We start from the raw sequence: 16,945 nt of genomic DNA on the forward strand, positions 1-16,945 counted from the left end.
TGTTGAATGTTGATGCCTGCTTCTTTAAAAATCATACCCGCAACAATGCGGCCCAAACTGGCATGGATATTTACCAGTGGTTGGCGTTTACACGAAAGCATGCTTCACCATGGACGCTACTACATCAAAACCTAAGTTTTTCTTATCGCTTTTTAAGGACAGTTTTTCAGAGTTTATGGAAGACAATTGCCTTAAATTAAGCGCTGCGCTATCCTATTACACTATTTTTTCCCTCGCTCCGATGTTGCTGGTGATCATCTCGATCGTAAGCATTGTATTTGGGAAGGAAGCATTTCAAGGTGAGCTGTTTGGGCAAATAAGTGGTCTGGTCGGCAAGGAGGCTGCCTTGCAGTTGCAGGAGTTGATTAAAAATGCAGAGCTTTCCAATAAATCAGGACTTGCCGCCACAATCGGGATTGTGACGCTGCTCATTGGTGCGACCGGGGTTTTTGCCGAGATACAAGATTCGATCAATTACATATGGTCTATCAAATCCAAACCCAAAAAAGGATGGCTGCAATATCTTAAAAACCGGCTGCTATCTTTCTCCATCATTATCACCTTAGGCTTTTTGCTCATCGTTTCCCTGGGTGTGAATACTCTGGTTGATTTGATGAGTGCGCGTTTGGAGCGCTATTTCTCGGAAGTGTCCGTGATCTTTTTCTCTGTATTGAATGTCGTTGTGGTAATGGCGATCATTACGGCACTTTTCTCTGTCATATTTAAAATATTGCCCGATGGCCATGTGCGTTGGAAAGAGTGCATTGTCGGCGCGGCATTTACGGCTATACTTTTCGCAATTGGTAAATTTGGCATCAGCTTTTATCTTGGAAAACAGGATCTTGGTGCAACCTATGGCGCTTCCGCTTCGATCGTGATCCTTTTGACCTGGGTTTATTATTCCTCTATTATCCTGTATTTCGGGGCGGAGTTTACCAAAGTTTATGCAAAAACAGACGGTGTGGGAATCTCGCCTAATGAGCATGCGGTGCTCATGGTAAGGAGGGAAATGGAACAGGATAAGCCCGAACAGGCTATTGCGGATGCACAGCACGCCACAACCTCCGTAAATCCAAAGGAAGTGACGCATAAAATGATGGACACGGTCACCCAGTTCATCGATGATAAGCTGAATGCGATCAGGGCTGAGATCAAGGCGAAAATTGCCCAGATTACTGCACCTTTTTCCTACTACGCATTTGTTGCGATCATTGTATTTATGATTGTGATCATGGTAGTCGTTTTGCTGGGCCATTTCCTGAACAATGCGTTTAACAGCGATTATCTGGGTTTTGTTGTGTTGCTGGGCTTTACATTAGTCCTGTTCTCACTATGTTTTATTTTCAGGGAAGGCTTGCTGGGAGGCATCAAAAAGGCAGTTGCCAAAAAGGTGCAGTCTGGGAACGAACCGTGATTTTCTATTAAAATGGTTAACAAAAAAAGGGGACAGATGTCCCCTTTTTTTTGTTAACCATTCCGTACTTATTTATAAACGGCTTGCGTTAATCTGCTCGTTCAATTATCCCTCTTTTGAATAACCCACATCCAATCTGCCGGCCATGAATTGGAGCGAATGCTATCGTGCCTTACGAGCTTCTCATCAATCACCTCATAGCCAATCAATCGCCCTCCCTGACTTTCCACATCTGCACGTGCATAATTATGAAGCTGTATCCAAACTTCCGGCGCAATCAATTCTACGGAAACAAAGCTTAGCTTCTTCCATTTCGGATCGCTGGAATCATCTACATAACGAAGCAAAAGATAGTGTTTAAAACTTTCGTTGCTCAAAGACAATATCGTTTTTCTAGTGTCATGTTTCATGATATGCTAATTTAATTGTCCTAAAAAATACTCAAATAATATAACAATGAATGGATTTACCTTTTATACGCCGCATATGGGTTGTAACCCGGGTATACAACGGATTTTCTATGTTATATAAAACTCTTGCCACAAGTTGAATACAAGTAGTTCTATGTTTTTACATGACATTTTTAAATTTTATATTTATGTTTTGGGGCTTTTAAAAAGTGGCATAAAATTTTAAAACACCATCGGACGAAAACACATAAACCGATGGTCACATTGAACTATATGAAGGATGACTGGGTGAAGGAGAAGAACGGAACCCGTATTATGCAAGTTGATGAATATCAAATTGTAGACATTGTAACCTATGTAAATGGTAACTCAACGCCTGTAACGAAAAGAAGTTATAACGGAAAAGTTTGGTGTACCTGGGTAAATGAGAATAAAGCTGTGGTTACCCAGCCTTTTTTAGAATCAGATCTTGAACCGGCTGTACCGCAGCAAGTTGCTAATTACTGATTTCACAAGAACTTTCGTCTCCCGACCATTCAAGCAATTGCATTGAATTAAAATGCCCGAAATTGAATTTCGGGCATTTTAATTTTTGTTTGTTGATGATTATGGTTTTCTGTCGGCTTCGGTTGCTGAGCCAGATGAATTTGTATCGGTTGCGTTGGCGTCTTTTCTATTTTTCTTACGATTTTTCCTATCCATCTTTTTATCACTTGCTGGCATAAGCGAATCCTTCATTACTGCGCCGGACGCGCCCTGGGATTTAATCAATGTATCTTCCGACGGTGTATTTGAAGGCCTTACGGGCGATTGAGGAGAGTTGAACTCTGCCTTTTTCTCAGTCGTAGGATTAGACGATGAAGGCGTTGTGGTAGTTGGATCCTGCGTAGGCACACTCTGTGGCTGCGACGGGGATGTTGGCGTTGTTGGAACAGTCTGCGCATAGCTTGCGGCAGAAACTCCCAGCGCTGCGATCAGGATAAATGCTTTTAAAGTTTTCATCTTAGTTCAGTTTAGTTGTTGATGGTCTGATACTCGCAGTGACATCCAAAACTATTCCTAAGAGTGACATTTTCGTGCTATCAAATATTATTTCAATATTGTTTGTTTAAAATTAATCAGAGGCATTTTTTGACCGATGGTATTAGATATCAAAATAGTTATCTTATTAACAATAAGTATCTTATCCACAAATTGCGCATTGGTTTACCCAAACTGCCTGCGTTAAGATCGTTGGAACAGCATTAAATAAATTTTTCATCTACGAAGTAATTCTATTGAGAAGGGTTCGCTTTTGCACGGATCAAGAATAGAATATAACGCTAAGATTTAGCGGGTCAAAAAGTGTAGAACTCGTAGTTGATGTTCCACTTTGTTTCCTGACCCGGTTTTGCGCTGATATGAATGTAGGGCTCAGGGCATGAGGTGGTGGGATTAGCCCAGTATACCAATTTCTCCAAAGGCCTATCACCCGTAATTCTTACGCCAGCCGATGTTTTTGTATTTTCAATGCGTATATTATAATCTTTTGCGCTTGACCTGAAGCCTTTCAGGCCACTGGAGAATATCTGATCGCCATTTACAACCGGCCTAGCATAGTTGAGGGTTTTGCCTTTTGCATTGATAATGGTCCCAAAACCTGCTCCTTCCCCACTTACTTCGAAGGGAAAAACGATCCGTATATGCTCGTTCGTTGGCTCTTTATCGATCATGAAAAAGTTGTGATTGTAAGTGCTGGTTGAAATTTCTTTCGAGCCGGTATTTTTAAGGCTGTGTTCTAAAACGAGTTGAGGCCTTCCTTTAACCAGTTTTAATGTCTTTGTATATACATAACCGTAGCCTGTTGCGTCTTTCAATGTATGCGTGAATGTTACGTGATCCTTTTTCTTGTCAACGGTCCATTTACCAGCATCTTTCACCTCATAATTCGTTGCGAACGAATATTTTTTATCATCAGGCTTAACCAGCACTCCAACGCCGATTTTCACGAATGTTTCACCTGGCTTTACCGCATCAAAATCCAATGCGACGAACTCCTCAACCGGCCCCATAATGGCGTCATGCAATTTGGGATCATAGGTGCTGTTCCATTGCCCAAAATAAGAGTGTCCCTTGTAATCAAGGCTGGCAACCTGTCCTGCCCAGTCGAAACGCACGCCACGATAATAGCCTGAGCTAGCATCCGGCATCATTAACTTCGCATTAATGATGCCGTTTGAAATGACTGCCTCCGGGAAATCGGCGAATCGGAATGCAGTAATGAACAGGCATATGGAGGCAATGAGCAATAGGGTTTTCTTCATGATAATGGTTAAGAAATGCCTTTGAAAGCTTCCTCGTTTACAAAAGGCTGGTTGCGCAAGCGCTGTTTTGTTGCTTTATAAAATGCATTGGCCATAGCAGCGCCAGCAGGCGGCAACGCCGGTTCGCCCAAACCTGTGGGAGATATGCCGTTGTTGACAAAATGCACATCCACTTCCGGGATTTCGTTCATCCTGATCAGGCGGAAACCATTGAAGTTGGTCTGATCCGGCGCACCGTCCTTGAATGTCATGTTGCCATACATTGCGTGGCCCAAGCCATCTACAACACCGCCTCTAACCTGCTGCAAAGATCCGCTTTGGTTGATTACAATGCCGCAATCGACTGCTGCAATCACGTTTTTAAGAACCGGCTTGCCTTTCTGCATTACGATCTCACCTACCTGCGCTACGTAAGATCTGTGAGAAAAATAAACGCTGAATCCTTGATAAACGCCTTTCTTTTTGCCCCAGTTACTTTTCTCCGCCGCCATTTTCACCACAGCGATCATTCTGTCCACATCATATTTTACTGCATTAACAGGTGACTTTTTCGCTTTTTCAAGCAATTCCAGTCGGAATGCAACCGGATCCTTGCCTGCTGCCTCAGCAACTTCGTCCAGGAAGGATTGCTCCGCATAAGCCAGGAAATTGGTGATCGGCGCACGCCATGGGCCCGTTGTGATCGGGGATTTGTGCTCGACAGAGTCGATCAGCAGGTTGTCTACGGATCCGGACGGAAAATTGTCTTCCCTTGTTGAATTTCCGGAGTTCATGCCGACACCACGCAGCTTATATCCGATCATGGTTCCGTCTTTGTCCAATGCGGCTTCGAAGCGGTAACGCACTGCGGGGCGGTAAGTGCCGCCTGTCATATCATCTTCCCGCGTCCAAACCACTTTTACCGGCGCTTTCACGAGTTTGGAAACATGCGCGGCTTCGATTACAAAGTCTGCTGAAAGCCTCCGACCAAATCCACCGCCCTGACGGGTGATTTCGACCGTTATTTTTTCGGGTGCTATGCCGGTGATTTTCGCTACTTCCGTACGCGCGCGCTCGGGCGTTTGCGTCGGGCCCACGAGTTCTACGCCGTCCTCACGCACGTGCGCAAAGAAGTTCATGGGTTCCAATGGGCTGTGCGGCAGGAATGGGCATTGATATTCGGCTTTGATGACTTTTGCAGCGTTTTTGAATGCTGCATCCACGTCGCCGTCTTTGCGCCTTACGGTTGCTTCGCCATTGTCCATCAACTGAGAAAAAATGCGATTATGATCGGCAGTGCTTTCGAGTTCTGCTGCTTTCTCATATTCGATTTTCAAAGCGTCTTTGGCCTTTTTCACCTGCCAGGTAGACTTCCCAACGACGGCAACACTGTTTTCAAATGTTACTACATCCACAATGCCGGGCATAGCCTTGGCTGCTGCGGAATCGACCGATTTCAATTTTAATCCAAATGCTTTTGGCCGCTGGATCAAGGCGAACAGCATTCCCTCCTTGTAAAAATCAAGTCCGAAAAGTGGCTTGCCCGTGGCTATATTATGGTTATCAACATTACGAACCGATTGTCCGATCAGCTTGAAATCTTTTTCATTCTTTAATTTAATCTCCGTTGGTGCCGTCAGCTTCGAAGCTGCTTCTGCCAGTTCGCCATATGTGGCAGATTTGCCTGAGGTTTTATGCAGGACCTTACCATTTTCAGTGGTTAGCTCAGCAGCAGGAACATTCCATTTCGTTGCGGCTGCCTCAACTAAAAGATAGCGAGCGGTTGCTCCTGCTTTGCGCAAGCGTTCCCACGAATGAGGAACTGCGCCACTTCCACCGGTAACTTGTCTTTCAAAAATTCCTGTATCCAGATTTCCCTGAACGGTTTTCACTTGCTTCCAATCCGCATCCAGTTCTTCGGCAACGACCATTGGAAATGCTGTCTTAATGCCTTGTCCGATTTCCGGGTTTGGAGAAACAATCGTAATGATGTTATCTGTGCCAATTGACAAATAACTGTTAAAATTTATAGAGCCGGCGGCAATGCTTTTCGCATCGACAACCACAGGAAGCGCAGTGGAATTGGTCCAATTGAAACCCAAAAACAGTCCACCACCTGCCGCGGCTGCAATTTTCATAAAATTGCGCCTTGAAGTTTGTTCTAATTTCTGCATGGTCAGTTGGTTTTGGATGCTGCTACTTTCACTGCTTCACGAATGCGGTGGTAAGTGCCGCAACGGCAAATGTTGCCGCTCATGGTGGAGACGATTTCTTCTTCGGTAGGCTTTGGTTTTTCTTTGAGCAATGCAGCCGCCGTCATGATCTGGCCAGCCTGGCAGTAACCGCATTGTGCCACGTCCACCTCGTCCCAGGCCTGCTGAACCGGATGATCGCCTTTTTCTGAAAGTCCTTCAATGGTGGTCACTTTTGCTTTTCCAACAGCTGAAACGGGCAGCACGCAAGAGCGCACCGCTTTACCATCTATGTGAACGGTGCATGCACCACATTGTGCAATCCCGCAGCCATATTTAGTGCCTACAAGTCCGAGATTATCGCGAAGGACCCATAAGAGCGGAGTGTCCCGCTCCACATCCGCGTCGTAGGCACGGTTGTTAATTGAAAGTTTGAATAACGCCATGGTGAATTGATTGGGTTCGGAAATGATTGTTCTTATGCAGATACCGAAGTTACAAAAAATGTCAAAAGGATGGTGACTGTAAGCAACTTAAAGTTAAATCGCTTATCAGAATAAGTCAATAAATGCTGCAATCAAATGCTTATGCTTCGCCGCCTGGCCCTCCGAAACTGATTGGAAAATTAAATGATGGCTCGTTATCCTGTGAGCTTTGGATCTGGCCGTATTGGTCTTCGTATTTTTGAATATTGTCCTGTAATGCTGCGATGAGGCGTTTTGCGTGTTCCGGCGTGATAATGATCCGTGCCTTTACTTTTGCGCGGGGAACGCCAGGCATTAAGCGAATAAAATCAAGGATAAACTCGCTGTTTGAATGTGCGATCATCGCCAAGTTGGAATAAACTCCTTCGGCCATTTCCTCTGACAATTCTACATTGATCTGCTGTTCGTTTTCTTTTGTGTTATCTTCCATCGGTTGGTTTTATTGGCATTACAGTGCTTGGCAGCAAATGATTATCTCTGCGGAAATTACTAAAATTTAGTATTAAAACAGCAAAGAGCCGGTTCCACATCGCAGAACCGGCTCTTTTTATTTTACTTGAATTGGCCTATACTAATTCCTTTTTCTTGCGAGAAAGCTTCTCACGAGATTCAGTCAAAGCATCGAACTCTTCTTTTGATCCAACGATCAGGCTTTCGTATTGACGCATTCCTGTTCCAGCTGGGATCAAGTGACCGACGATCACGTTTTCTTTCAAGCCTTTCAGTTCGTCGCGTTTTCCACGAACAGCTGCTTCGCTCAATACTTTGGTTGTTTCCTGGAACGAGGCCGCAGAAACGAAACTTTCAGTACCCAATGAAGCTTGTGTGATACCCATCAAAGTAGGTTTCGCAACAGCTGCCTGCGCATCACGCGCAGTAACCAGTTTCAAGTCACGACGTTTCAAGCTTGAATTTTCATCACGCAAACGACGAACTGAAACGATCATACCCGGCTTCAGAGTCTCAGAGCTACCAGCGTCTTCAATCACTTTCAAATCCAGGATCTTATCATTTTCTTCACGGAATACAACGCGGTCAACCGGTTGCATTTCGAGGAAGTTGGTGTCACCTGCATCCAGGATCTCTACTTTCTGCATCATCTGGCGTACGATACACTCGATATGCTTATCGTTGATCTTTACACCTTGCAGACGGTATACTTCCTGAATTTCATTTACAAGATATTCCTGAACCGCTGTTGGTCCTTTGATAGATAGGATATCAGCTGGTGTGATCGCTCCGTCGGACAATGGATCTCCTGCTCTTACGAAGTCACCATCCTGAACCAGAATGTGTTTCGAAAGGGCAACCATGTAACGACGTTGTGTTCCGTCTCTTGATTCGATATGAATTTCACGGTTACCGCGTTTCACGCCTCCATAAGAAACTACACCATCGATTTCAGAAACAGTTGCTGGGTTAGACGGGTTACGAGCCTCGAAAAGTTCAGTTACACGTGGCAAACCTCCCGTAATGTCGCGTGTTTTACCAACAACACGTGGGATTTTCGCCAATGGCTGACCTGCCTTAATGTTCGTTCCAGCTTTCACCACCAAACGTGCTCCAACAGGAAGGTTATAACCTTTTTCTGTCTGATCTTTCAACAACGTTGACTTACCTTTTACCACGATAGCCGGGTTTTTGGTTTTATCACGTGTTTCAATGATCACAGATTCCTGGAAGCCAGTTTGCTCATCAAATTCTTCACGATATGTAATGCCTTCTTCAATTGCATCGAAAGATACTACTCCGGTGAATTCGGAAAGGATTACTGCGTGATATGGATCCCAAGTACAAAGTTCTTGTCCTTTTTGAACCTTCTCTCCATCTTTTACCAAAAGATGTGCTCCGTAAGGAACATTGTTTGAGATCAGCAACTGGCCTGTTTCAGGATTTGTAATTTTCACCTCGCCTGAACGACCCATTACTACGGTTACTTCATCTCCTTCTGAATTCACAGACTGAACAAGACGAAGATCTTCAAAACCAATCACACCGTCGAATTTCGCCTTGATGTTTGCTTCAACAGAAATATTGGAAGCTGTACCACCGACGTGGAATGTACGAAGTGTCAACTGCGTTCCCGGCTCACCGATTGACTGCGAGGCAATTACACCCACAGCTTCACCAATGTTAACCATATAAGCAGAAGCCAGTGAGCGTCCGTAGCATTTAGCACAAACACCATTACGTGTTTCGCAAGTCAATACTGAACGAATTTCCACAGTTTCAATGCTCGTTTCATCAATGTAAGAAGCGATTTCTTCTGTGATTTCCTGACCAGAAGCCAAGATCATTTCATTAGAAAGCGGGTCAAATACATCGTGAACACTTACACGTCCAAGGATACGCTCAGAAAGCGGTTCCACGATATCTTCATTGTCTTTCAATGCAGAGATTGCAATTCCACGAAGTGATCCACAGTCATTTTCGATAACAACAACATCTTGTGCAACGTCATGAAGACGACGAGTCAGGTAACCCGCATCAGCCGTTTTCAAGGCTGTATCGGCAAGACCTTTACGTGCACCGTGTGTTGAGATAAAGTATTCAAGAACGTCCAAACCTTCTTTAAAGTTAGAAAGGATCGGGTTCTCGATGATTTCACCTGCACCACCCGCGATGTTTTTCTGAGGCTTGGCCATAAGACCCCTCATTCCACCCAGCTGACGGATCTGCTCGCGCGAACCACGTGCACCTGAGTGCATCATCATATAAATGGAGTTGAATCCGCCTTGGTCTGTTTCCAATTGCTTCATCAACGTCTCTGTAATGCGTGAGTTAACACGAGTCCAGATATCAATAACCTGATTGTAACGCTCGTTTTCAGTGATAAGACCCATCAAGTAGTTGCTCCAAACGTTTTCAACGTCCAGTTTCGCTTGCTCGATCAGTTTCACTTTTTCGTCTGGCACCATTACGTCATTCAATCCCATTGACAAACCGCCTTTGAAGGCCATTTGGAAACCAAGTTCTTTGATTTCATCCAGGAACTGAGCTGTACGGGCAACACCAGCCAATTTGAACACCAAACCGATGATTTGCTGCAATTTTTTCTTAGTCAGCAATTCATTGATGTAACCTACTTCCTCAGGAACTGCCTGATTGAAAAGGATACGTCCGGCAACGGTGTCAACCATTTTCGTTTCAAATGTTCCGTCGTCGTTACGAACGCGCAGGCGGCATTTGATATTCGCATGTTTTGACAATTTGCCTTCGTTGATGGCAATGATCACTTCGTCCGGACCGTAGAAGATCATTCCTTCTCCGATAATCGGATAGTGATCGGTGCTTACGCGGCCTTTTGTAACATAATACAGACCCAAAACCATGTCCTGTGATGGAACCGTAATTGGTGCACCATTGGCAGGGTTAAGAATGTTATGTGACGAAAGCATCAACATTGAAGCTTCCAAAACGGCTTCCTGACCCAATGGCACGTGAACGGCCATCTGGTCACCGTCAAAGTCAGCGTTGAATGCAGTACAAACCAATGGGTGCAACTGAATCGCTTTTCCTTCGATCAGCTTAGGCTGGAATGCTTGGATACCCAAACGGTGCAATGTTGGAGCACGGTTAAGCAGAACAGGGTGTCCTTTCAAAACGTTTTCCAAAATATCCCAGATCACAGGATCCTTACGATCTACGATCTTCTTCGCTGATTTTACAGTTTTAACAATTCCACGCTCGATCAGCTTACGGATAATGAACGGCTTGAATAATTCTGCCGCCATATCTTTTGGCAAACCACATTCGTGCAATTTCAATTCAGGTCCAACGACAATTACCGAACGACCTGAATAATCGACACGCTTACCAAGCAAGTTTTGACGGAAACGTCCTTGCTTACCTTTCAGCATGTCAGAAAGTGATTTCAATGCACGGTTACCTTCTGAACGCACCGCGTTTACTTTACGGCTGTTATCGAAAAGCGAATCAACAGCTTCCTGCAACATCCTTTTTTCGTTACGCAAGATCACCTCAGGTGCTTTGATCTCGATCAGACGTTTCAAACGGTTGTTCCGAATGATCACACGACGATAAAGGTCATTCAAATCGGAAGTCGCGAAACGACCACCATCCAAAGGCACAAGCGGACGAAGTTCTGGTGGAATAACCGGAACCATCTTGATCACCATCCACTCAGGACGGTTTTCAATGCGTGTGTTTGCATCACGGAATGCTTCTACAACTTTCAGACGCTTTAATGCTTCTGCTTTACGTTGCTGCGAAGTGTCCGTTGCTGCCTGGTGACGAAGTTCGTATGAAAGCTCATCCAGTTTAATTCTGTTCAAAAGCATTTCAAGCGCATCCGCACCCATTCTCGCGATAAACTTATTTGGATCCGTGTCCGGAAGCATTTGGTTTTCGCGTGGCAACTTGTCGATGATATCCAGATATTCATCTTCGGTCAAGAAATCAAGATAGCCTACGCCGTCTTCTTCCTTGATACCAGCCTGAACTACTGCATATCGCTCGTAATAAATAATTTGATCCAATTTCTTGGTCGATAATCCCAACAGGTAACCGATTTTGTTCGGCAAGCTGCGGAAATACCAGATATGTGCAACAGGAACAACGAGTTCAATGTGGCCCATGCGCTCGCGACGCACCTTTTTCTCAGTAACCTCTACACCGCAACGGTCGCAGATGATTCCTTTGTAACGGATACGTTTGTATTTACCACAATGACATTCCCAGTCCTTCACAGGTCCGAAGATTCTTTCGCAGAATAATCCGCCCATCTCCGGCTTGTAAGTCCGGTAGTTGATGGTTTCAGGCTGGGTTACTTCACCGAATGAGCTCTCAAGGATAGACTCAGGTGAAGCCAGACTGATCGTCATTCTGGAAAAATCACTATTAAGTTTTTTGTTCTTTTTGAAAGACATAATTAAAAAGTCGTTTGTCTGTTAGTCGAAACTCAATTGATTTCATTAATGGCGCGGTTTCCCGCGCCAACGACTAAATATTAGTCCAGCGTAATCTCCAATGCTAATCCACGAAGCTCGTGAACAAGTACGTTGAATGACTCCGGAATATTTGGTTTCGGAAGGTTTTCACCTTTCACGATTGCTTCGTATGCTTTGGCGCGGCCAACCACGTCATCGGATTTAACAGTCAGGATTTCTTGAAGAATGTGAGATGCTCCAAACGCTTCAAGCGCCCAAACTTCCATTTCTCCAAAACGCTGACCTCCGAATTGTGCTTTACCACCCAATGGTTGCTGTGTTATGAGCGAGTATGGCCCGATAGAACGCGCATGCATCTTATCGTCAACCAAGTGACCCAGTTTCATCATGTACATTAAACCAACTGTAATCTGCTGATCAAAACGCTCTCCGCTCAAACCATTGTACAGGAATGTACGTCCCCAGTCTGGCAAACCAGCTTCTTTCAACTCAGCCGCAACTTCCGCTTCCGTAGCTCCATCGAAGATCGGAGTAGCATAGCGACGACCCAGTTTCAGACCTGCCCATGCAAGAATGGTTTCATATATCTGACCAATATTCATACGTGAAGGCACCCCAAGTGGGTTCAGCACGATATCCATTGGAGTTCCATCTTCAAGGAATGGCATATCTTCATCACGAACGATACGGGCAACAACCCCTTTGTTACCGTGGCGGCCTGCCATTTTATCCCCAACTTTCAACTTACGTTTCTTGGCAATGTATACTTTCGCCAATTTCACGATTCCAGCTGGAAGCTCATCACCTACTTCAAGAGCGAAACGATCGCGTTTGAAACGGCCCATCAATTCACTGCGGGCGTTCAGGTAATTTTTCAAAACCAATGAAACTTGCAAGTTGGTTTCAGAATCCTCAGTCCAGGAATCCGTCAATACATCACCGATCAAGTTAACTTCTTCGGCAACTGCATATTGAGATTCATCGCGGTAAGGGTTATTTGCTGGGAACAAGTTTTCAGAGATATTTCTCACATTGAACTTCATTCCTTTGCTTACCAATTCATCACCAAACTTGTGTTTAACACCCTGGCTAGTTTTACCGTCAACCAATGCAACGAGTTTCTCAATGATACGTCCACGAAGCGCCGTAAGCTCACGTCCGTATTTTTTCATCAATAAGCGAAGTTCATCTTTGTGTTTCGCACGCTCTTCTTTGGTTGGGCGAGAGAAAAGTTTCGTGTCAATAACCACACCTTTCATTGATGGTGGCGCTTTTTTCGAAGCATCCTTCACATCACCGGCTTTATCACCAAAGATCGCACGAAGCAGTTTTTCTTCCGGAGTTGGATCTGATTCTCCTTTTGGAGTAATCTTGCCAATTAAAATGTCTCCTTCTTTTACTTCCGTACCAACCTGAACGATACCATTTTCGTCAAGATTTTTAACTGTTTCCTCACTTACGTTTGGAATTTCAGCGGTAAGCTCTTCTTCTCCACGTTTTGTATCACGCACTTCCAATTCAAATTCTTCAATGTGAATAGAAGTGAAGATATCTTCACGAACCACTTTCTCAGAGATTACAATCGCATCCTCAAAGTTGTATCCTTGCCAAGGCATGAACGCAACCAAAAGGTTACGGCCCAATGCAAGTTCACCACCCTCTGTACCATATCCCTGGCAAAGTGCTTCACCTTTTTTCACCTTTTGGCCCTTAAGAACCATTGGTTGAAGGTTAAGGCAAGTGTCCTGGTTGGTACGACGGAATTTAACAAGATCGTAAGAAACGCTGTCTTCAATAAAGCTTACAAGGCGTTCGTCATCTGTTCTGTCGTATTTAACAACGATTTTCTTCGCATCAACAAATTCAATCACACCGTCACCTTCTGCAACAACCAATGCTCTTGAATCCATCGCAACACGCTTTTCAAGGCCAGTTCCAACGATTGGCGCTTGCGGGCGCAACAATGGAACACCCTGGCGCTGCATGTTAGATCCCATCAAGGCACGGTTAGCATCATCATGTTCCAAGAAAGGAATAAGAGAAGCGGCAACCGAAACAATCTGGTTCGCAGCAACGTCCATGAACGATGCTTGTGAAGGATCAACCATCGGGAAATCACCTTCGAAACGCGTTTTGATTTTTTCTACCGTAAAGTTTCCTTTATCATCCACGGAAGCATTTGCTTGTGCAATGTATTTGGAATCTTCTTCCTCGGCAGTCATATATATAAGCTCATCGGTTAGCTTACCAGCACCATCGATTACACGATATGGTGTTTCGATAAAGCCCATTCCATTCACTTTTGCAAATACGCAAAGGGATGAAATCAAACCAATGTTTGGTCCTTCCGGAGTTTCAATTGTACAAAGACGACCGTAGTGCGTGTAGTGAACGTCACGAACCTCGAAACCGGCTCTTTCGCGAGAAAGACCACCAGGTCCAAGTGCCGACATTCTACGCTTGTGCGTAATCTCAGCCAATGGATTGGTTTGATCCATGAACTGTGACAACTGGTTTGTACCAAAGAAAGAGTTGATAACAGAAGACAAAGTCCGTGCATTGATCAAATCAACAGGCTTAAAATCTTCATTATCACGCACGTTCATACGCTCCTTAATGGTACGCGCCATACGAGCAAGACCTACACCAAACTGAGCATAAAGCTGCTCGCCTACTGTACGCACTCGACGATTTGACAAGTGGTCAATATCATCGACAACCGCTTTTGCATTGATCAAACCGATCAGATACTTCACGATGGAAACGATATCGCCTGTTGTAAGAACGCGAACGTCCAAACTTGTGTCAGAACCTAATTTTTTGTTGATCCTGTAACGGCCAACATCACCAAGGTCGTAACGTTTGTCACTGAAGAACAAGCTCTGGATTACATCGCGAGCAGTTTGTTCGTCCGGTGCTTCTGCATTACGCAATTGGCGGTAAATTTGCTCAACTGCCTCTTTGTCAGAGTTCGAGCTATCTTTTTGAAGCGTATTATAGATAATGTTATAATCCGCAACATTCATATCTTCTTTGTGCAGGATGACAGATTTCTGCCCTGATTCCACGATTACTTCGATGTCCTCAGCAGAAATAGTCGAATCGCGTTCAAGTAACACTTCGTTACGTTGAATGGAAACAACCTCGCCAGTATCTTCATCAACGAAATCTTCTGTCCAGGTTCTCAAAACCCTTGCAGCCAAGCGACGGCCAACAGCTTTTTTCAAGTTTGTTGGTGTTGCACTAATTTCTTCTGACAATCCAAACAGGTCAAGGATATCTTTATCAGATCCGAAACCGATGGCGCGAAGCAATGTTGTAACCGGGAATTTTTTCTTACGGTCGATGTACGCGTACATCACATTGTTAACATCTGTCGAGAATTCAATCCAAGATCCCTTGAAAGGAATAATCCGCGCAGAGTACAATTTAGAACCGTTGGTGTGCTTGCTCATGGAGAAGAACACACCAGGTGAGCGGTGAAGTTGTGAAACGATAACACGCTCAGCACCATTGATTACGAAAGAACCTCTCTCGGTCATGTAAGGAATGTTTCCTAAGAAAACTTCCTGCTCAATGGTTTCAAATTCTTCATGATCAGCATCATTACATATCAAACGTAATTTTGCTTTCAACGGCACTGCATAAGTCAGTCCGCGATCAATGGATTCATCAACAGAATATTTTGGTGGTTCAAGAAGATAATCAATGAACTCCAGCACGAAATTGTCGCGTGAATCAGCAATAGGAAAGTTTTCAGCGAAAACTTTGTACAATCCTTCTCCCGAACGATCTTCAACCGATGTATCAAGACTGAAGAAATCGCGGAACGACTGAACCTGGATTCCTAGCAAATCCGGATAATCGATAATCTGATTGATCCTTGAAAAGTTTTTTCTAGGTGTTGTTGCTTTAATTGTAGCCAAGGCTATGTTTGATTTTGGTTAGTAGAAAAACTAATGCGCCGGAGTAACCTTTACGCGCCGCAATCGTAATAATTAGTTTTAAACCTAATCTATTGCCTCGTAGAGATAAATAACTGCCCCTATTCTCCTTTCCTACGAGTAAAGAAGTGTTTCGCGCAAATTATTTGAAAAGAAGAATGATAAAACCCGGAATAAATGATGGGCTATCTAAGTACAAACGTAAAAAACCAGTTTTTCGTTTGGTATATACATAAATAGGAAAAAGACCTGACGTTAATCAGGCCTCATTCCTTAGAATTATAGGCTTTTGGTATAAAGCAAATTACTTCACTTCAACTTCTGCACCTGCTTCTTCAAGTTGTTTTTTCAAAGCTTCTGCTTCGTCTTTTGCAACTCCTTCTTTAACAGGCTTAGGAGCACCGTCAACTAGTTCTTTTGCTTCTTTCAAGCCAAGACCAGTAAGGTCTTTAACCAATTTCACAACAGCAAGTTTGCTTGCGCCAGCTGCTTTCAAGATTACATCAAAAGATGTTTTCTCTTCTGCTGCAGGAGCATCAGAACCACCACCAGCAGCAGGACCTGCTACCATTACCGCACCAGCCGCTGCAGGCTCAATACCGTACTCGTCTTTAAGAATTGTAGCCAATTCGTTCACTTCTTTAACCGTAAGGTTAACAAGCTGTTCTGCGAAAGCTTTCAAATCTGCCATTTTTATTTAGATTTTTTGATTATACAATAAGATGATTTTAAAAGCTCCATTTTTTTTCCCGGAGAGCTCAGCCTGGCTATTAATATTAGTCTTCTTTCTCAGACAAGGTCTTCAAAATACCAGCCAATTTGTTTCCGCCGCTTTGTAGGGCGCCGATAACATTCTTAGCAGGCGATTGCAACAATCCGATAATCTCTCCAATCATTTCTTGTTTTGATTTCAGAGCGATCAGAACGTCAAGCTGGCTTTCACCAACGAAAACAGATGAATCAACAGAAGCTCCTTTGAATTTAAGCTTGTCAGTACCTGATTTCTTCTTGAATTCTTTAATCAATTGTGCAGGAACCTTACCTGACTCCGGGTGAAACATAACTCCGGAAAATCCTTTCAAAACTTCGTCAAAAGAGGAATAATCCGTATCTAATGTTTCTAGTGCTTTCTTAATCAATGTATTCTTAACAACACGATACTCCACACCGCGTTCGAAGCAAAGGCCTCTTAGCTGGTTTGTTTCACCGACAGACATTCCGTTTGCGCTAGTGATATAGAAGTATGGGGTGCTAGCGAATTTTTGACTTAACTCGTCTATAATTACTGCTTTCTCTTCCCGTGTCATA

Annotated in this window: 12 protein-coding genes; 2 read left to right on the top strand and 10 right to left on the bottom strand. The window is 44.0% G+C overall.

What is annotated here, in order from left to right; translation table 11 throughout:
- Nucleotides 1-109 precede the first annotated feature (109 nt).
- Nucleotides 110-1,414 (top strand): YihY/virulence factor BrkB family protein, encoded by a 1,305-nt coding sequence (locus LZG74_RS23755; RefSeq protein WP_233798986.1) that lies wholly within the window; start codon nt 110-112, stop codon nt 1,412-1,414.
- Between the two features lie 101 nt (nt 1,415-1,515).
- Here LZG74_RS23755 and LZG74_RS23760 read toward each other — a convergent pair whose 3' ends face one another.
- On the bottom strand, nt 1,516-1,824 hold the full coding sequence (locus LZG74_RS23760; protein WP_233798987.1) for a hypothetical protein: 309 nt from the start codon (nt 1,822-1,824) through the stop codon (nt 1,516-1,518).
- Between the two features lie 255 nt (nt 1,825-2,079).
- Between LZG74_RS23760 and LZG74_RS23765 the strand changes: the two genes are divergently transcribed.
- Nucleotides 2,080-2,331, top strand: a complete 252-nt coding sequence (locus tag LZG74_RS23765; protein WP_233798988.1) for a hypothetical protein — start codon at nt 2,080-2,082, stop codon at nt 2,329-2,331.
- Between the two features lie 99 nt (nt 2,332-2,430).
- Here LZG74_RS23765 and LZG74_RS23770 read toward each other — a convergent pair whose 3' ends face one another.
- From LZG74_RS23770 to rplJ, 9 genes are all read right to left on the bottom strand, one after another.
- Nucleotides 2,431-2,826, bottom strand: a complete 396-nt coding sequence (locus tag LZG74_RS23770; RefSeq protein ID WP_233798989.1) for a hypothetical protein — start codon at nt 2,824-2,826, stop codon at nt 2,431-2,433.
- Nucleotides 2,827-3,161: 335 nt separating this feature from the next.
- Nucleotides 3,162-4,127, bottom strand: a complete 966-nt coding sequence (locus LZG74_RS23775; protein WP_233798990.1) for a hypothetical protein — start codon at nt 4,125-4,127, stop codon at nt 3,162-3,164.
- 8 nt (nt 4,128-4,135) lie between these two features.
- A complete protein-coding gene (locus LZG74_RS23780) occupies nt 4,136-6,280 on the bottom strand; it encodes a xanthine dehydrogenase family protein molybdopterin-binding subunit (protein WP_233798991.1) in 2,145 nt (714 codons plus the stop codon).
- 2 nt (nt 6,281-6,282) lie between these two features.
- Nucleotides 6,283-6,744 (bottom strand): (2Fe-2S)-binding protein, encoded by a 462-nt coding sequence (locus LZG74_RS23785; protein ID WP_233798992.1) that lies wholly within the window; start codon nt 6,742-6,744, stop codon nt 6,283-6,285.
- A 139-nt stretch (nt 6,745-6,883) separates the two neighbouring features.
- Nucleotides 6,884-7,213, bottom strand: a complete 330-nt coding sequence (locus LZG74_RS23790; protein WP_026631783.1) for a DUF3467 domain-containing protein — start codon at nt 7,211-7,213, stop codon at nt 6,884-6,886.
- Between the two features lie 136 nt (nt 7,214-7,349).
- Complete coding sequence (gene rpoC / locus LZG74_RS23795) at nt 7,350-11,672, bottom strand: DNA-directed RNA polymerase subunit beta' (RefSeq protein ID WP_233798993.1); 4,323 nt, start codon at nt 11,670-11,672, stop codon at nt 7,350-7,352.
- Between the two features lie 80 nt (nt 11,673-11,752).
- On the bottom strand, nt 11,753-15,619 hold the full coding sequence (gene rpoB, locus LZG74_RS23800; RefSeq protein ID WP_233798994.1) for a DNA-directed RNA polymerase subunit beta: 3,867 nt from the start codon (nt 15,617-15,619) through the stop codon (nt 11,753-11,755).
- A 322-nt stretch (nt 15,620-15,941) separates the two neighbouring features.
- Nucleotides 15,942-16,328 carry a 50S ribosomal protein L7/L12 gene (gene rplL / locus LZG74_RS23805; RefSeq protein WP_026631780.1) on the bottom strand — a complete coding sequence of 129 codons (387 nt, stop codon included), beginning with the start codon at nt 16,326-16,328 and terminating at the stop codon, nt 15,942-15,944.
- 85 nt (nt 16,329-16,413) lie between these two features.
- Entirely contained in the window at nt 16,414-16,944 is a 531-nt protein-coding gene (gene rplJ / locus LZG74_RS23810) for a 50S ribosomal protein L10 (RefSeq protein WP_026631779.1), read from the bottom strand.
- Nucleotide 16,945 lies beyond the last annotated feature (1 nt).

This window comes from Dyadobacter sp. CY327 (assembly GCF_021390415.1).
GTDB lineage: Bacteria > Bacteroidota > Bacteroidia > Cytophagales > Spirosomataceae > Dyadobacter > Dyadobacter chenhuakuii.